The sequence below is a fragment of the Streptococcus devriesei DSM 19639 genome (assembly GCF_000423725.1).
Classification (GTDB): domain Bacteria; phylum Bacillota; class Bacilli; order Lactobacillales; family Streptococcaceae; genus Streptococcus; species Streptococcus devriesei.
Genome location: NZ_KE384085.1, coordinates 1 through 17,846 on the forward strand (window position 1 = coordinate 1; position 17,846 = coordinate 17,846).

20 protein-coding genes are annotated in these 17,846 nt (G+C 43.0%); 2 read left to right on the plus strand and 18 right to left on the minus strand.

Annotated elements, in window-relative coordinates; all coding sequences use genetic code 11:
• Positions 1 to 88: 88 nt before the first annotated feature.
• The 13 genes from G573_RS0110220 to G573_RS0110280 form a co-directional block, all read right to left on the minus strand.
• Positions 89 to 499 carry a cupin domain-containing protein gene (locus tag G573_RS0110220; RefSeq protein ID WP_027976635.1) on the minus strand — a complete coding sequence of 137 codons (411 nt, stop codon included), beginning with the start codon at positions 497 to 499 and terminating at the stop codon, positions 89 to 91.
• A gap of 138 nt (positions 500 to 637) precedes the next feature.
• The gene (locus G573_RS0110225; protein WP_027976636.1) at positions 638 to 1,270 is read right to left on the minus strand and encodes a putative quinol monooxygenase; all 633 of its coding nucleotides are present in this window, start codon (positions 1,268 to 1,270) and stop codon (positions 638 to 640) included.
• Between the two features lies 1 nt (position 1,271).
• On the minus strand, positions 1,272 to 2,192 hold the full coding sequence (locus G573_RS0110230) for an amidohydrolase family protein (RefSeq protein WP_027976637.1): 921 nt from the start codon (positions 2,190 to 2,192) through the stop codon (positions 1,272 to 1,274).
• Entirely contained in the window at positions 2,176 to 2,634 is a 459-nt protein-coding gene (locus tag G573_RS0110235; protein ID WP_027976638.1) for a MerR family transcriptional regulator, read from the minus strand. The genes G573_RS0110230 and G573_RS0110235 overlap by 17 nt, the downstream gene beginning before the upstream one ends.
• Positions 2,635 to 2,706: 72 nt before the next feature.
• The gene (locus G573_RS0110240; RefSeq protein ID WP_027976639.1) at positions 2,707 to 3,225 is read right to left on the minus strand and encodes an NAD(P)H-dependent oxidoreductase; all 519 of its coding nucleotides are present in this window, start codon (positions 3,223 to 3,225) and stop codon (positions 2,707 to 2,709) included.
• 1 nt (position 3,226) lies between these two features.
• A complete protein-coding gene (locus G573_RS0110245; RefSeq protein WP_027976640.1) occupies positions 3,227 to 3,517 on the minus strand; it encodes a YciI family protein in 291 nt (96 codons plus the stop codon).
• 10 nt (positions 3,518 to 3,527) lie between these two features.
• Entirely contained in the window at positions 3,528 to 4,478 is a 951-nt protein-coding gene (locus tag G573_RS0110250) for an aldo/keto reductase (RefSeq protein ID WP_027976641.1), read from the minus strand.
• Positions 4,479 to 5,228: 750 nt separating this feature from the next.
• Positions 5,229 to 5,549: a carboxymuconolactone decarboxylase family protein gene (locus tag G573_RS0110255; protein WP_027976642.1), complete on the minus strand. Its 321-nt coding sequence runs from the start codon at positions 5,547 to 5,549 to the stop codon at positions 5,229 to 5,231.
• Between the two features lie 123 nt (positions 5,550 to 5,672).
• Positions 5,673 to 6,095, minus strand: a complete 423-nt coding sequence (locus G573_RS0110260) for a cupin domain-containing protein (protein ID WP_037586965.1) — start codon at positions 6,093 to 6,095, stop codon at positions 5,673 to 5,675.
• Positions 6,096 to 6,113: 18 nt separating this feature from the next.
• Positions 6,114 to 6,953, minus strand: coding sequence for an aldo/keto reductase (locus G573_RS0110265; protein ID WP_027976644.1), 840 nt, complete (start codon positions 6,951 to 6,953; stop codon positions 6,114 to 6,116).
• Positions 6,953 to 7,345 carry a stress response transcriptional regulator NmlR gene (nmlR, locus tag G573_RS0110270; RefSeq protein ID WP_027976645.1) on the minus strand — a complete coding sequence of 131 codons (393 nt, stop codon included), beginning with the start codon at positions 7,343 to 7,345 and terminating at the stop codon, positions 6,953 to 6,955. The genes G573_RS0110265 and nmlR overlap by 1 nt, the downstream gene beginning before the upstream one ends.
• A gap of 41 nt (positions 7,346 to 7,386) precedes the next feature.
• On the minus strand, positions 7,387 to 8,430 hold the full coding sequence (locus tag G573_RS0110275; RefSeq protein ID WP_027976646.1) for a zinc-dependent alcohol dehydrogenase family protein: 1,044 nt from the start codon (positions 8,428 to 8,430) through the stop codon (positions 7,387 to 7,389).
• Positions 8,431 to 8,584: 154 nt separating this feature from the next.
• Complete coding sequence (locus G573_RS0110280; protein ID WP_027976647.1) at positions 8,585 to 9,751, minus strand: Mbeg1-like protein; 1,167 nt, start codon at positions 9,749 to 9,751, stop codon at positions 8,585 to 8,587.
• A gap of 115 nt (positions 9,752 to 9,866) precedes the next feature.
• Here G573_RS0110280 and G573_RS0110285 point away from each other — a divergent pair, with 115 nt between their 5' ends.
• On the plus strand, positions 9,867 to 10,532 hold the full coding sequence (locus G573_RS0110285; protein WP_027976648.1) for a Pr6Pr family membrane protein: 666 nt from the start codon (positions 9,867 to 9,869) through the stop codon (positions 10,530 to 10,532).
• A gap of 54 nt (positions 10,533 to 10,586) precedes the next feature.
• Here G573_RS0110285 and G573_RS0110290 read toward each other — a convergent pair whose 3' ends face one another.
• The 5 genes from G573_RS0110290 to G573_RS0110310 form a co-directional block, all read right to left on the minus strand.
• On the minus strand, positions 10,587 to 11,198 hold the full coding sequence (locus G573_RS0110290; RefSeq protein WP_027976649.1) for a DUF6287 domain-containing protein: 612 nt from the start codon (positions 11,196 to 11,198) through the stop codon (positions 10,587 to 10,589).
• An 81-nt stretch (positions 11,199 to 11,279) separates the two neighbouring features.
• Positions 11,280 to 11,756 (minus strand): GNAT family N-acetyltransferase, encoded by a 477-nt coding sequence (locus G573_RS0110295; RefSeq protein WP_027976650.1) that lies wholly within the window; start codon positions 11,754 to 11,756, stop codon positions 11,280 to 11,282.
• Between the two features lie 107 nt (positions 11,757 to 11,863).
• The gene (gene lepA, locus G573_RS0110300) at positions 11,864 to 13,693 is read right to left on the minus strand and encodes a translation elongation factor 4 (RefSeq protein ID WP_027976651.1); all 1,830 of its coding nucleotides are present in this window, start codon (positions 13,691 to 13,693) and stop codon (positions 11,864 to 11,866) included.
• Between the two features lie 566 nt (positions 13,694 to 14,259).
• Positions 14,260 to 16,038, minus strand: a complete 1,779-nt coding sequence (locus G573_RS0110305) for a GbpC/Spa domain-containing protein (protein ID WP_027976652.1) — start codon at positions 16,036 to 16,038, stop codon at positions 14,260 to 14,262.
• 167 nt (positions 16,039 to 16,205) lie between these two features.
• Positions 16,206 to 16,481, minus strand: a complete 276-nt coding sequence (locus tag G573_RS0110310) for a helix-turn-helix transcriptional regulator (protein WP_027976653.1) — start codon at positions 16,479 to 16,481, stop codon at positions 16,206 to 16,208.
• A gap of 326 nt (positions 16,482 to 16,807) precedes the next feature.
• Between G573_RS0110310 and G573_RS0110315 the strand changes: the two genes are divergently transcribed.
• The gene (locus tag G573_RS0110315) at positions 16,808 to 17,701 is read left to right on the plus strand and encodes an XRE family transcriptional regulator (protein WP_027976654.1); all 894 of its coding nucleotides are present in this window, start codon (positions 16,808 to 16,810) and stop codon (positions 17,699 to 17,701) included.
• The last annotated feature ends 145 nt before the right edge of the window (positions 17,702 to 17,846 follow it).

The window sequence follows — 17,846 nt, forward strand, 5'->3', positions numbered from 1 at the left end:
AAGCACTCCAAAGGAATTTAGGAAATGGAGTGACGATTCATTAAGAATCGAGCGACATTTATCTAATTCCACAGGAGTGTAGGCATGTTCAATTATGTGCTGCCAGATACTCTTCATCTGTAACTGGTTCATAGAATTCACCAGGGCCGGCTGTGACAGCGATATGGCTGAACCAAGAATCTTTAGTAGCACCATGCCAGTGCCGAACGCCCTTATCAGTCACCACGACATCACCGGTTTTTAAGTGACGCGCAGGCTTGCCTTCTTCTTGGTAAAGTCCTTCCCCGCCTGTCACTAGCAGGACTTGATAGCCCTCCAAGTGGACATGCCAATTGTTGCGGCAGCCCGGCTCAAAGGTCACATTTCCAACATTAGTATAACCATCTGGTGCTTGAGCTAACATAGCCAGATAAGATTGGCCTGTAAAGCTTGCACCATAGGGGTTTTCTTCACCAAAGGCAAATAGGGGATTTGTTTTCACTTCTTCATGTTTAACCATGAATCATCACTTCTTTCTCTAAATAGATATTTTGTCACTATAAGTATAGCTCTGCATGGGAAAATCTACAAATACCAATAACGACTAGCTGCTATGCTTAAAAGGCATATATGCTAAAACTTAGTAAACGCTTGGACACTAGCCCCTATTGACCAGCATATCGGCCGTCAGGGTTTGCAGACTCTTATCTAAAACAAAAGCGGAACTGCGATCAATATAGTCTTTAAAATGAGCAGTCTCACGATGAGCCTCATAAGCAGCCTCATCCTCATAAACTTCAAAGAAATACCACGTATCTGGATTGTCGACATCAGTCCCTGCATACATGACAAGGACACCGGCTTCCTTGTCCATGCTGGCTTTCATCTCTGGCAGGACAATATCTGCAAAAGCCTGACTGTCACTTACTGTCACTGTTGCCAGACGCACTGAAAAATCATTTGGCTTCAAAACCCTCAATGCTGTTGGTTTTTGGAGAAAAATCTCAGGCACCAGTGTTACCACCTCACGGCTGGTGATGGCCTTTTGCGCCAAACCGGCAAAGGCTTTAAAATGCGGTGAAGCAACATGTTGCTGATAGGCCTCATCACTGGCATAGCGCTCAAGGACAACCTGCTGACTCTTGTCACCGGGGACATGACTGCCATACATGGCTAAAGTTCCTGGCTCCAGCTCCATTGACTGGGTAAAGTTATTGTAGCCGATTTGATTAAAGTCAGTCTCATAGGACAAATCAAGTCCCAATCTAAACAATCTAAAAATCTCTGTCATCTTAATCACCTAATCCGTATAATCTTTGCGCATTGCCTGTGAAAATCTGCTCCTTCTCCTCATCACTGAGCGCAAGAGTTTCAATCGCTTGGGCAATGACCTCTGTCGCACCCGCCGGCAGGATTCCTAACGGCGCATCTGTACCAAAGAGAACATGGTCCACTCCATAGTAATCCACACAGAGCTCAAGGGCTTTGGGATTGCCAAGAAGAGCGGTATCCACATAAAACTTCTTAAAATCAGCCGCCTGCTCTTCCGGCAGAATCCGTTCAATACGACCAGCAAAGTAAGGAACCATGGCGCCGCCGTGGTGGACCAAAATTTTCAAATTTGGCATCGCCTGAAAATAGCCATCCTGAACAATCTCAAGCATGGCTTGGGTCAGCTCATACTCCCAGCTGAAAATAATGTTATTATCGGGCTTACGGGCATCAAAAACAGGATGAAGCCAGATGGGAACATGGTGCTTAGCCGCAGCTTCAAAGACCGGTTTAAATTCCTCATCAGCCACAGACTTTCCTAAATGCCGGGTAAAGAGCTGAATGCCTAGTATCTCAGGATGAGCAGGAACAAATTCTTCTACCACACGCACGGCCTCTGGGATATTATTCATAGCGACCATGGCAACACCGCCAGCAAAGATATCCTGATTATTTTGTACAGTTTTCAAGAGCTCTTTATTAGCCTGTTCCACAAGTTTAGCGGCCTCATTAACTTCTAAGTAGTCTTCTGGATTGGCATTGACATAGCTGATAATCTGCTTGGTGTTCGCTGGCATGGTCGCACGGCGCTTGTCCATATCGCTCAAGACTGGATTTTGGATAAAGGGCATCTTCTGTGCTAACACCTCATCCAGCATAAGCATCTTCTTATAAAACTCAGGCAAGAGCACATGGGCAAAGGCATCAATTTTCAAAGTCATCCAAACGCTCCTTCCAGCTGCCGTCCTCATCGAAGATGATCCCGTATTCCTCATAGTAGGTGTCTTTATTGAGAATTTCCCCCGACTCATACAGACCTATTTTATGAGTCAGACGATCAATAGAGCGCTGGAGATTTTTTTGTTTAGTTTTAAGGATAGCTAACTGCTCGCGAAGGAGCTCCTCACGCGCCTCAACCGTCTTATCCCCTTGCATCAAAAGCTGGCAGTAATCCACTAAAACCTCGATAGAAACACCTGAATGGCGCAGACAAATGACCATCTCCAGCCACTTGTTGAGATCATCTGTGAAATAGCGATTGCCATTAGCCTGACGAGGAATCTCAGGTAAGAGCCCAATGCGCTCGTAATAACGCAAGGTATTGGGGTTAATATTATACATCTGAGACACCTGAGTAATGGTGTAAGTTCCTTCTTTTGGCATATTCGATCACCTTTCAATACATACATGTAAGTTTGATTCTCTCTTCAGTATACAAAATTTTAAAGCTTTTGACTATGATTCTTGTAAACGGCTAGCATAATCAGCTGCCTCTTGAGCAAGTTTCTCATCTGACAGGCTGAGTACGCCAGATAGGACAAAAGGTTCTTCAAAGACGATACCTGTATGGTACTTAATCGTCTCTATTGGTTTGAGCAATTCCTGTGTGGTCACATGAAATCGGCCGTCAGCTGTGTAATCATCAGCACCCGCACCTTGCGTGACAGCAAGAAGGACTTTCTTGCCTTGCAGGGCATCACCAGATGAACCGTAAGCCCAACCATATTCTAGTACCTGATCCAGCCATTCCTTCATCAAGGATGGCATGGAATACCAGTACATCGGAAACTGCAAGACAATACGGTCTGTAGCTGTAAGCACAGCCTGTTCTTTTTTGACATCAATCTTACCGTCAGGATAAAGGGCATAGAGATTACGAACCTCAATCCCAGCGCTTTGAGCAGCCTTAGCCAACGCTTTATTAGCCCTAGAAGATGCTAAATTGGGATGGAATAGAAAAATTTTTGTTGTCATTTTAATCTCCTGTTATGTCATCTGCAACCAGATTGGCTTTAAATTCGGCTACATCATAAGTCGCAAGGTTTGGATAGTAGGCGTCTTTTGCAATCATAGCATCAAGTTCCTGACGGGAATCCGCTTTAGCAATGACAATCCCTGCCATGCCGCGATCTTTCAGGGGACCTACGATTTTAAAGTGACCTGCTTCAAACTGAGAGTTGAACCAAGCTCTATGCTTAGCCAAAAACTCTTCTGCTTGATTCTCTGGAACTTGATCTGATTTGATTGTAATAGTGATTAAAAACATAAGAACCTCCTTAGGCTTGACCTTCCCAGCCACCGCGTGTATCGACACCTGATTGAGTCGCCAGATTTTCAAGAGTAGCCATTTCTTCATCTGTAAGGTGCACATGACTAGCTTTAGCAGCATCTTCGACTTGCTCTGCTTTTGTCACACCAAGGATCGGTGTCGTGCCGCGTCCAATAGCCCAGGCGGTCGCAATTTGAGCTGGACTGACCTTGTAATGGTCTGCCAAACGTTTCAGCTCAGCCAGTAAATCACCCAAAGCTGGGAAGATTGGATTGTAGGTTTTACCACGGTTAGAGTCAGCAGGCATTGGGTGCTGACTGTCATATTTGCCAGACAAAGCCCCTTGTTCCAAGACCATGTATGAGAAAAATTGGATATGATTTTCTTTACAGTAGTCAAGAAGACCATCAGCAATAGAGTTGCGGTAAAGCAGGCTAAAGTGATTTTGGACAGCAGAGATTTGAACACCGGCAGGTTTCAAAATGTCTTGGACACGTTTGACTTGTTCAAGACTGTGGTTAGATACCCCGATGCGCTTAACACGGCCTGATTTGACCAAGTCAGCCAAGAAGGGGGTCCAGCGTTCAACATCTGTTGAATTGTGAATCCAATAAATATCAATGTAATCAGTGCCGAGACGTTTGAGGCTTCCTTCCAGCATGTCCTCTACAGGATTTTCCTTGGTATCATCCTGCATACCAGGGGTAAACTTGTCTGAAAGGATCACTTTTGAGCGATCGTACTGACCAGCAAGTTCACCCAAGATACGTTCGGATTCACCATTAGCATAGGCGAAAGCCGTATCAAAGGTGTTTAGCCCTTCATCCATAGCTGTTTTGAAAACATCCTTGAGGTCTGCGGTGTCAAGGCTATTGCCAAAGACCACATTTCCACCGGCAAATCCGCCAGTTCCCCAAGACCATGTTCCAAGTACGATTGGTGCTGTATTTTCTGTCATGTTAATGACCTCCTTTTTGTGATATAAAGCCATGCCAAGCAAAATAGAGAAGCTGATAAAGACGCTAATATATCTAGAAAAGCCTCATCTTTGTGCAAAGCATTGCAGGCCTATTCAAAAAAATGATACCAAGTCCTCAATCATGATTGCACAACTTCTATCATTTACAATGATTACTTTATCACTTATAGTTCACTATAAGTCAAGCCTTTTTCTTATTTTTTTGAAGCAGATAAAAGGACCTGGACTTCATTGACCAGATTTAAGAGCCAAAACCTATAAAAGAGTTTGGGACAAAAGTCTCAAACTCTTTCAATTTATGAAGTATCACATATTTAACGCAGTGGTTTATTGGAAGTCCTTATCCCTTGCTACGCAAGGGATAGCGGCCATCCTAATAAACTGTGCGGAGGTGGGACAACAAAATCGAAATCGCCATTTCATGACGATTTACCGATTTTTGTCCCACTCTCTAATGATTGGTGTTTTTTGCACCTAGGCTGATAAATTAAATACTTGCAAGCATCAGCGATACTGCATGAGGCTTTATCTCAATTTTTAAGGAGAAAGGCAGATGATAAATTTCAAGTGTCTTACCCCCTATTAAAGTGACTTTTGAAAAGCCTAATTGATTTTTTGGTTAGCCAGAATTAATTGGTGAATCTCCTTCTGACTAAGTGTAAGTATCCCGTCTAAACAATCTCGGAGGGCTGTCTCAGCCTCTTTCTTAAGTCAGCAGTAAAATTGATCTTAGTCCGTCCAAATTTCTTTGGCCAGATTGAAAACTGCCCAGCCTTTTGGCCAGCCTACATAGAATGCAACGTGTGTAATGATAGCGGCAATTTCTTCTTTGCTGACACCATTGTTTTTAGCATTTAATAAATGGTACTTCAAAGAAGAATCAGTAATCCCTGATGACATAAGTGCAACGACCGTAATAATAGTCCTTGTTTTTAAATCAATATCTTCATTGTTCCAATTTTCACCAAAAAGAACATCATCGTTATAATGAGCAAATTCTGGTGCAAAATCTCCTAAGCGGTCTCGTCCGGCAGTTTGTTTAATCATAATCTTTCTTCCTTTCTAAAATACAGTAACAAAGCAGTCTACGGTTGAACCAGTCAAATGACCTTAAGTCTTACTTTGAATAGCAGATAGACTGGCTGTCACATAGTTGTTTATGGTTTATTTACTTTAATTAGCTTTCTTAACAGCCTCTTCATAATCGTAATCGGTGACAGGTTCTAAAAATTCACTGTCGCCTGCAGTTACAGCCACATGAACAAACCAAGAGTCAGGTGCAGCGCCATGCCAGTGCTTAACTCCCTTTTGTGTCACCACAGTATCCCCTGCATGCAAAAGACGAGCCGGCTTTCCTTCTTCTTGATAAAGACCTTCTCCGCCTGTCACCAAAAGTATTTGGTAGCCATTGGTATGAACATGCCAATTATTGCGGCAGCCCGGTTCAAAAGTCACATTGCCAATATGAACACTGTCATCAGGCGCAGAAGCCAGCATCTGCAGATAAGACTGACCTGTAAACACAGAAGCATAGGCTTCATTTTTAGGTCCGCGGGGAAAAATAATACCGTCAGCAACCTCTTCGTTTTTTGTCATAATAAATAACCTCCTTTACTAATAATTTGCTAAAAATTTAACAGTTTCTGGATTGTGATGGTCAATAAACAGGCTGGTTTTTTGATCTAACTGACGGATTCTATCCATGTCATCGTCAGATAAAGTAAAATCAAAAACATCAAAATTTTGTGCCATCCTTTCCTTATGAACTGATTTAGGAATAGCAACAATTCCACGCTGGACGAGGTAGCGCAGGGCAACCTGAGCCGCACTTTTGCCATACTGTTTACCGATAGTCACTAAAGTTTCATTAGTAAAGAAATGATTTTTCCCTTCGGCAAACGGTCCCCAAGATTCCAGCTGCACACCATACTCACTATTAACCTTCTGAGCCTCAATCTGTTGGTTAAACACATGGGTTTCTACTTGGTTAACCATGGGTGGAATTTCTGCAAAAAGCGCCAAATCAACCAAGCGGTCAGGGTAAAAATTGCTTACACCAATCGCCTTGATTTTGCCTGCCTTGTAATACTCTTCCATTGCTCTGTAAGAACCGTAATAATCATTAAAGGGCTGGTGAATCAATACAAGATCAATATAATCTGTCTGCAGTTTGCGCAGCGATTCATCCAGAGAAGCTTTGGCCTTCTCATAGCCGGCATTGGAAATCCAAATCTTGGTTGTAAGGAAAAATTCCTCACGCGCCAGACCGGATTTCTTGATGGCCGCGCCTACTGCTTCTTCATTTTGATAGGCCTGCGCGGTGTCAATTAAACGGTAACCGACAGCAATGGCATCGCTGACAGCGCGCTCGCATTCAGCCAAATCAGGTACTTGGTAAACACCAAAACCAAGAATCGGCATTTTCAGTCCATTTGATAAGGTAACATATTCCATCAGCCTTCCTCACTTTCATCAAACAGTTCATGTTCTCGCTTTTGAATTTTATTTTCATAGTTTTCGATTTTATAATTCAGACGCTCACGAGCCTGATTCAGTTCATAAATTCGAGCATCCATCTCGTCACGCTGTTCTACCAGCAGAGCCAGACGAGCCTCTTCGGTACCTTCGCCCTTTTCCAATAAGGCAATATACTCAATAAGCGACTCCACACTCATACCTGCCTTGCGAAAGCAGCGGACAAATTCCAGAATGCCGATTTCATGCTCTGTAAAATCCCGCACACCCGACTTGTGGCGCGGCACGGGCGGAATCAATCCAATCCGCTCATAATAGCGAATGGTATCCGCAGAGACTCCTGTCAGCTCACTGACTTTTTTGATATTCATTATCTTCTCCTTGATTTTTAAAACATAGCAGAGCTTAAGAGCTAGTCTTCGTTGATAATGATCAAAGATTTGACAGCTTCACGCTTGTCCATTGCTTCATAGGCCGACTGAATATCATCCAGCTGGAAACGCTTGGTAAAGACACGGCCGGGGTGAATGTCATCATTTAAAACAGCATCCAGGAGAACTTCTTTGTCATAAGTGGTAACAGATGCTATACCGCCGCGCAGACCAATATTCTTCCAAAACAAAGCATTGGTATCAATCTCAGAATTGTGCGGCACTCCCACCCGGCCGATAATAGCGCCCGGCCGGCAGATTTTGATGGCTGTATCAACTGATTGCTCAGTTCCGACGCATTCAAGAACAGCATCAGCCCCATTGCCTTTAGTCAAATCAAGAACTCTCGCCACACCTTCATCACCGCGCTCTGCAACAATGTCCGTCGCTCCAAATTCCTCAGCCAGAGCCTGCCGGTCAGCATGACGGCTCATGGCAATAATACGTCCGGCACCCAGCAGCTTAGCACCGATAACACCGCAAAGGCCGACAGCACCGTCTCCCATAACAACGACCGTGTCTCCTGCTTTCACTTCTGCTGTCTTAGCCGCATGATAGCCTGTGGCCATCACATCTGCCAGAGTCAAAAGGGAATTCAGCTTCTCATCAGAATAATCTGACGGCTGACCCGGAATTTTAACCAAAGCCCAATTGGCATTGGTATAACGCAGATACTGACCTTGATAGCCCGCATTGCCACCCGCTTCTCTGTTAGTGCAGTTGCCGTCAAAGCCGGCTCGGCAGGCTGCACAATGCCCGCAGCCGTGCGTGAAGGGAACAATGACAAAGTCACCTAGCTTTACGTCTGTCACAGCAGCGCCAACTTCCTGGACAATACCAATCGCCTCATGTCCGGCAAAGGATCCTTTTTCACGCTGGGAAATACCGCGGAACCACCACAAATCAGACCCGCACACACAGGCACGTACAATTTTAATAATAGCATCCGTATCTTTTTGCAGTTCGGGCATAGGCACCTCAGTAACAGTCATTTTCCCCGGTTCAATAAATGTCGCTACTTTCATCTGCATTCCTTCTTTCTTTAAACTTAGCCGGGCCTCCGTGCTGACATGCTCAGACTCACCCGTTGACATCTATCATTATACACCTTGGAGTGAACTTCAAGGCAAGAAAAAACTTCAGGGAAACAAATATTTCCCTGAAGCAGTGAAAATAGTTTTACTTCAACGGTAATTGGAAACGCTTTAGGAAATTCGGCCATTGGCTGCTGACGCTTTCTTTCGTATTTTCTAAAGAATGTTCTGCAAAATGACTGACTAAAGTGGTCAGCGATTTGCGCATGAGACGGCGTTTGTCATCATCAAGATCTTGAAAATAATCCGTCATCACATGCCCTAATTTCTGCGGAATATCTGGATTCCAGCCTGAAAAATCATTGAGACTGTCAATACCGTTGTCCATAAAGAGATTAAAGAAAGTATCAAATAAGATTTTCAGCTCCTGACTGGACAGCTCTTCATTCCACGTTTGAAACGTTTTCTCCAAGGCACGGCTGAAATCTGTTCCTTTGCTGACTTCGATAAACTGACCCAGCAGCAAATCAACCTGCCAATTAGCGACATTGTGCTGATTGATGCCAAAAGAAACACTGTCGACAATTTTAACCGCAACACCGGCAGTAAGCATAATACCAACAATGGACTCCTTAGGGCGGATTGCCAGAATTTTTGATTGGATATTGCGATAGCCAAAAGAAGACAGCACACTTTGGTGGAGACCGGGTGCATCAAACATGTACACGGCTGAGATCTTTTCCTGATAGGAACTGAGCAGGTGGCTGCTGGCATAGACAGCCAGATTTCCGCCTTTGGAATGACCGGAAACCACTATTGACCCCTCAAAGTCCTTTAAAAAATCAGAAAGATAACGGCTGGCCATCCGCTGAGCCGGAATTTCACGCATATAGGTCATCCGAAAATCTTCCTGCCAGCCAATCAAACTGTCATCAGTGCCTCGAAAAATGAGCTGCGTATGCTTGGGCAGACTTAAGACCATGGCTGCAAACTGACGTTCAAATTCCGGGCTGACTTCGTTGACATAGTAACTAAGAGACAAGTCTGCAAAGCGCTGACTGGAAAGAATGCTTTTAAGCAGCAGCAAGCGCTCTTTAGTCACTAAAAAATCATGCTTAAAATGAGCCAGCATTTCTTCGTTCAAATAATCGTTGAGGCGCAGGCTCTCTCTCCTTAAATACGGCTCTTGCAGCCATTCTCCCAAGGGCAGATAGCCCAGTTCATTTAAGCAAACAATATCTACTTCATTTAAGGGCAGGTCTTCAAAAGACTGCCCGGCAGTTGCATTCACATAATCAATAAAATTAGCCACAATTTTCCTACTTTAAAACTTGTTTTTTACTTTCATTCTACAAAGTTTTTGCTTACAGGTCAATGAAAATATGGTATGATAAGAAATGTTTTATGCACGATAGAAAGGGTATTCCATGTCAAAAACACTCATTTTCAGAATTCTTATTTCTCTGTCCGGTATTATTGGTGTTTCCATCCAAATCATGCAGTCTGGCTGGGGTATGCTTTTGTACTATACCACCCTCTCAAATGTTTTAGTCTTTAGCTTTCTGATATACCTCATTATCAAAGAAATGATGGCTCCGCATAAGCCCATTGACCGCCGGCTGCTGCGTTTTAAGGGCGGCGTTACCATGATTATTGTTATGACTTTTATGGTCTATCATTTTATTTTGGCTCCTAAGGTGAGAGCCTATGATTACTATACGCTGCGAAATTTTCTGGTTCACTACATTCTTCCTTTGGGAATGATCTTTGATACCCTGATTATTGACCGGCCAAGAGGTTATCGCTGGTTTGATCCGCTCGTCTGGACGAGTTTTCCTTTAGTCTACTTTGCTGCAGCGCTTTTTAACGGTCTTATCTTAAAATGGGAGGTCCCCGGTTCTGCAGACAGTCCTTTCCCCTACTTTTTTATCAATGTGACCAAGTATGGTTTCAAAAGCGTCTTAATCAACGCCCTCAGCATTGCCCTTATTTATCTTTTGCTCAGCTACAGTTTACTGTTTATTAAACACTTTATCGGTTCTAGAAACAAAGCAGTTAAGCATCAAAAAGCAATGAACATTTCCTCAAATTAAAAAAGCGGAGCGGCAAAGCTGTCTGGTACAGACAGCTGTCGCTCTGCTTTTTCATTATTCGCTATCAGATTTATAAAGAACACTCTTGCTGAAATCATCATTAGCAAACACAGTCTCTGCACTGATGTAAAGGCGGTCACGGGAAGTGTCTGATGTATCACTGTAACCTTCAGTAAAGAACTCAGCAGGAATGGTTGTTCCGCCTTTGACAAACAGAAGGTTATAAACGACGGTTCCATCAGCTGAACTTAAGGTCGCTTGATAAATCGTGTTACTTGTCGCTTGACCAGGGGTCAGTGTAAAATCTGTTGCCTTTTGAATGGAGGCACTTTCAAGACCGGTTGCATTTAATTTCAGGCTGTCACCTGCTTCATTGGTCCAAGTGCCCGCTGCAGAAGCATAGTCCCCTGCTGCAATGGCTGCTAAGTCAAGACTTGGCGCCGGTGCTTGCGAAGAAGTTGTTGTCTCTTCTTTTTCTTCCGGATCTTTCTTAGGATTGACAACATGTGTCTGTGTTTTGCTGCCTGCTGTTTTATCTGAATTTTTAAAATAGGCAGAAGCAAAATAGACAGCCAGACCTATAATAATAAGAAGCAGACCCAGCAATAAGATACTAAATACTGTCTTTCTTCTGGATTTTCTGCGGCTAGCACGACGTCTTGGCATAATCAGCCCTCCAATTTCACTATTACTCTTCCCTTTATTTTACACAATTTTTCCTTAAAAAAACAGACCTTTTAAGGTTTTTTAAAGAATTTTTTCCATTTTAGTTTCCAGAGGCCTTAAGCCCTGACGCTCATAAAAAGCCAAAGCTCTTTTATTGTCATTCCAGACATTGAGGGTTAAATTATAGCAGCCCTTGTCTTTAGCATATTTTAAAGCAAACTCATACAGTTCCTGTCCGATCTTTTGTCCCCTGGCTTCTTCGGATACACATAAATCATCAATAAAGAGGGTCTTCATAGGCTTGGAAATAGGAGAATCTTTGGTTTCTTTCAGTATCAAAAACATGTGGGCTAAAACACGCTCCTCACCATCAGCATAAACAAAAATCGGTCTGGAATCATCTTGCAGGAGCTCTTTTAATTCTTCTTCAGAATATTTACTTCCTGCCTTAGTTTCCTTGAAAAGATCCGGCCGCACTTGATAATGCACCTGAAATATCTGGCGCAGCAGCTTTTCAATATCCGGAATATCCTTTTCTTGAGCTAATCTAATGGGCATACCGGGCTCCTCCTCTCCTTTTTGCTGTCACATTACCCTCTCCCTCTCACCAGTAAATCGGCTTCAAGCGACACCGACCGGTCTAACTTAGCTTTGATTTCTCAGCCTTACTTGTCATCATCATCCATTGACAGCACGCTTAAGAAGGCTTCCTGCGGTACTTCAACCGATCCGATAGACTTCATCCGTTTCTTCCCAGCCTTTTGCTTTTCAAGCAGTTTGCGCTTCCGAGAGACATCTCCGCCGTAACATTTGGCAAGAACATTCTTGCGCAGGGCTTTGATGTCTGAGCGTGCCGCAATTTTTTGACCGATCGCTGCCTGTACAGGCACCTCGAATTGCTGGCGCGGAATAATTTTCTTTAGTTTCTCAACAATCAGCTTGCCGCGTTCATAGGCAAATTCCTTGTGCACAATAAAACTGAGGGCATCAACCTTATCCCCGTTGAGTAAAATATCCATTTTTACTAGCTTTGATTTCCGATATTCAGAAATTTCATAGTCAAAGCTGGCATAGCCGCGTGTTGATGATTTTAATTTATCAAAGAAATCAAAAACAATTTCAGCTAAAGGAATCTGATAAATCACATTGACCCTATTGTTATCAATATAATCCATGGTCACAAAATCACCGCGCTTGCGCTGTGCTAATTCCATGACACTGCCGACATATTCCTGCGGTACCATAATCTGGGCTTTGACATAGGGTTCTTCAATCGTATCAACCTTGGTCGGATCTGGAAATTCAGACGGGTTGGAGACTTCCAGCATTTCACCGTCAGTCGTGTTGATGTGATAAACAACCGACGGCGCTGTCATAATGAGATCAATGTTAAACTCCCGCTCCAAGCGTTCCTGAATCACATCCATGTGCAGCAATCCTAAGAAACCACAGCGAAAACCAAAGCCCAGAGCCTGAGATGTTTCCGGCTCAAACTGTAGGCTGGCATCATTAAGCTGCAGTTTTTCTAAGGCCTCCCGCAAATCATTATACTTGCTGGAATCAATTGGGTAAATTCCTGCAAAAACCATAGGATTCATTTGTTTGTAGCCATGAAGGGGCTCAGCAGCCGGACGGTCAGCCAACGTTACCGTATCACCAACACGTGTGTCAGCCACAGTTTTGATAGAGGCTGCCAAATAACCGACATCGCCAGTTGCCAAAAAATCACGTCCTATAGCCTTAGGAGTAAAAATACCTACCTCTGTCACATCAAAGGTTTTACCGTTACTCATCAGCTTGATCTTATCTCCCGGCTTAACCATGCCATCCATAACACGGATCTGCAGGATAACACCGCGGTAGGCATCATAAACAGAATCAAAGATCAGCGCTTTAAGCGGTGCCTCAACATCGCCTGTAGGAGCCGGCACTTTTTCAACAATCTGCTCAAGAATATCTTCAATGCCAATTCCTGCCTTGGCAGATGCCAAGACGGCTTCGCTGGCATCAAGCCCGATCACATCTTCAATTTCAGCTCGTACACGCTCCGGATCTGCAGCCGACAGGTCAATCTTATTGATGACCGGCAAAATTTCCAAATCATTGTCCAGTGCCAGATAAACATTCGCCAAGGTCTGCGCTTCAATCCCCTGTGCAGCATCTACCACCAAAATCGCGCCCTCACAGGCAGCCAGAGATCTGGAAACTTCATAGGTAAAGTCCACATGCCCCGGTGTGTCAATCAAGTGAAAAATGTAAGTTTCACCGTCTTTAGCCGTGTAATTCAGCTCAATAGCGTTCAGTTTAATAGTAATTCCGCGCTCGCGTTCCAAATCCATACTATCCAAAAGCTGGGCCTGCATCTCACGGCTGGAGACTGTTTCTGTCTTTTCTAAAATACGATCCGCCAGCGTGGATTTCCCATGGTCAATATGGGCAATAATTGAAAAATTTCTAATCTTTTCCTGACGTTTTTTAAGTGTTTCAGTATCCATTTCTTGTCCTTGTTAAAATTAATCAGTAGCTTTATTATAACAAAAAAGAAGAGGCCTTACCATAGATTTCTCAAAGGGTGCCAAGAACAGCTCAATAGCTGCATTTTGCTATATCAAAGTACAAAAAACAGAGAAACAAGCGTTTCTCTCAGGTTGTAGACAAACTTCCAAAACTAAATTCTCTCTAAAATTTCATCATAGAATAGTATCACTTCTCATTTTTTATAAGATGATATAGAAACGATCAAAGCCTAACCTGATACTTTCCGATGTAGCAAAAGAGGCAGAAACTCACTGTTTCTGCCTCTCGGAGATTTTGAGACCTAGGCTCAAAATCTAGATATGGAATTCCGAAGGAAGTCGCTATGACGATTGCCGTTAGAAATCGATACTATTTCTAACGGCAATCTAATGCAAAACCTAGTCAAGAGCTATAGCCTTGGCGTTTGGTTTTGCCGTCCGTGCTACCTAAGGAAAGTTTCATAACAAAATATTACTTTTTGAGAAAATAGACTTTTTCTTCAGTCTGAGAGAAACAGGCGTTTCTCAGTTTCCTCTATCATACATCAATCTTCGCGTCTTTTAGCGGCCAACAGGGTAGTTGCAGCAAAGGCTGCGGAAACCAGACCAATAACACTCAGGCTATTATGGCGATCATCTCCGGTTTGAGGGAGAGTTGGCTGATATTCACGCTCTCTGACACGGGTTTCATCTTTTCGAGCCGGTCTAAAATCTCTTGGTTTAACAGATACCATAACATTAGGACGTTCTGCCCTTGGAGGCGTTGGCGGCTGCGGTGTCTGAGGTGTAGGCGGCATTGGCGGTTCCGGTGTCAGTGTTCCCGGATCTTCCGGAACTTCTGGCGGAACTCCTTGTGTTTCCACAATAAAGTTTTTATGCCAAGTAACTGTTGGTTTTTCAAGTTTTGGTTCGTTGGGCTTCTTAGGCTCTTCGCCTGGATTTTCCGGAACAGCCACTGTGGAATTAGTCGCAAACCAAATAGCTGTCGGAACTCCTTGGTCATTGCCGCCGACAGTAAAGGTGAACGGCTCACCCTTATAAGTCATTGCACCGGCGCCATAATAAGCTGCAGCGGAACGAGGATCACCGTCTGCATTGACTGCATCCCAGCCATCATCGCCATCACCATCAAAGGTTGCACCATTTTTCTTATATTGATTATCAGCAATTGAGTAAATTTCATTACCGTGCAGGCTTATAGATGAGCCCGGAATTTGGATGAATTCATTATTTCCTAATTCAACCTTTTCCACATGATCACCATAATCCGCTGTCCAGTGGTTGAGTGATGACAAACTCATAATAGATCTGTTATCACTCAAGTCAATCGCATTGCCATTCTCATCAAAGAAGGTAACTTGCATAGTGACACTGATTTTATCATTTCTGCCGGTATTAGAGGTTTGTGCACCGATAAAGATTGTCTTTGTCGGATCATGGAAGAGCTCAACGATAGCAGTTCCATCGCTATTTGTTGAACTGTTTAATTTATAAGTGATAACAACCTTGCTGATCTTTTGCTTGTTATAGCTTGAATTGAGAATATTTTCATAGGTGACCGCAATTGTCTCACCGACAGCCATTTTAAACCAAGCATCTTCTTTAGGATCATAAGGATTGTTTAAGACGAACTCGGCATCAGAATACTTATCCGTATTGAACTGCTCCAAAATATCATCTGTCAGATGGGCAGCCCGCGCTGCTTTATCCAAATAGTCAGTAACCCCTTGAATGGTTACGGTAGCTTTTGGCTCGTTCTCAAAAATAAGACCCTGAGCCTTTTCAACCCTACCTGCACCCTGACCGGAAGAGACCTGCTGCTGATAATCATCATAGGCCTGCTTTTTGGCATCGTATTCAGCTTTTTGTGTATTATAAGCCGCCAAATTTTGCTGGTATTGATTTTGGTTCTGACTATACTGAGTTTTAGCTTGGTCATAATCGGCTACTGCTTGATTAATTTTCTGAGCCTGAGCTTTGTTATCAGCATCTGCTGCTGCTACAGAAGGCTGCTCTACAGCAGGAGTTTCAGTAAGATTTAAATTAGCATTTTGCGCTGCTGCTTTGGCATCTTCTAACTCTTGAGAAGCAACATCAGATGTTGTCACTGTCGTATTGCCTGCTGTTTCTGTCTTTGTGACAGTCACCGTTGGTGACTGAGCCTGCTGACTGGAAGCTGCAGGTGCTGTCCCGGCAGTATTGCTATTTGCAGCCGCATCAGAGGTTTGGCTGGCTGCTGCATCTTCTGCCAATACATTTGTTGTTGCAAATGCGGCTAAAACAAGCCCGCTTAACAAAGTAATCCTAGCAGTTTTCGATTTCATAAGAGACCTTCCTTCATTGTATTAATTCTAATTAAAAATACAACTCCATTATAACAAGATAAAATGGAGTTTCAACTATTTTGACTATAAATTAAAGTTTTCTGAAAATTCTACTTATACTTATCTGATAAAGATGAGAGAATACTTAAATTTAAAATACAAATAGCCTAATCAGCATTTTTCGCCTTATTTTCAAGCTTACTCTCTTTGAATTTCTGTTTTAAATCGGATGTTTGCCCTAAAAAAACAGAATCTAAATTAACGTCGTAGTAATCAGCTAAAGCGTTAGCCAGATGAATGGGGATATCAGAGCTATCATCTTCATACTTCAGCAGAGTTTCTTGTTGAATGCCCAGACAATCAGCCACCTCTTTAGGACTTAAACTATAGTTCACTCTGAGAGCTCGCAATGTCAACTTCTCCACTGTTACATCCCCTTTCATCTCACCAACATTCCCATACAGCCCGCTTTTAGGGGCATGGTCAAAAATAGCAGCGTTACATCAACGCTCTTGACTTTCAGGCGGGGACTGACTTAGAAAAAGGGAAACCAGTCAGCCGTTTTGACGGAAACAAAGATTTTGAAATTTTGAAATAATGTTAAGGTGAAGATTTTATATCGTCAAAACTTGGCCCCAATGAAAACTATTTTTAATAGCAACATTATAATTCGTTTTAAAACGAAAGTCAAGCCTTTACCCTTTTTTTATTTACTTTTGCAGGTGAAAGCGGTATTATGTAAATAGCATTTTTCTAAAGAAGGTGAAATATGGGACGCGGAAAATTAACGCCACAAGATTTTGAAGACATGAAAGTGATCTCCTCCAATATCCAGCGCCTGCTGTCAGAAAGCGGCATGAAGCAATCTCAATTAGCATCTGTTCTCAATATTCCTAAAAGCAGTCTCAATGAATACGTCAAGGGGCGGACACTGCCAAAGGCCGGGAATATTCAAAAGATTGCTGATTATTTTGGACTGCAGAAATCTGATATCGATCCTAGATTTTCTAAACGATCCGGCTCTTCTGTGCTTGAAAAAATTACTTACACTGCTCGGCAGCTCGATAGTAAAAGACAGCAAAAACTCCTTGATTTCGGCCAGCAGCAGCTGACTGAACAAAGGCAAGTTACAGGATTAGCTGCTCAAAAACGCTTGGCAGACCAGCAAAGGCCAAATGACACCGGCGGTACTGAATATCAGGAGATTGTTGATAAATTTATTGCTGATGAAATAAAGCATCACGATACGATTCGCTTAGACAATATTAAAAAGGTCAAGGACCTCTACCAAGCATTGGGACACAGTTACGAGCCTGTTGTGCTTTATGGCGAGGTCTCAGCCGGTACCGGAATCTGGGTCGGTCATGAAAAACAAGAAACCATTAACTATCCTGCACCTATCCCCAAACACGATATTGCACTCAAGGTCAATGGTAACAGTATGGAGCCTCTGTTTTACAACGGTGAAGTCATCTTTGTGAAGAAAACACAGGAGATCTACCACGGTCAGTTTATTGTTGCCATTGTTAACAATGAAGCCTATCTCAAAAAACTCTACAAACAAGACCATGAGATTAGGCTGATTTCGCTCAATCCTCATTATGATGATATCATTTTACAAGAAGATGATGACATTGAAATCATCGGCACAGTTATCACCTGATAAACCTTGTGCCTAACAGCCAAAACTGCAGCGCTATGCTGCAGTTTTTTTAATGATAAAAAAAGAAAATCCGCAGATTTTCTTTTTTCCCTTGAAATATGGTTTCACAAAATCACATAAACGATTATAAATGTATTCCTTGTGG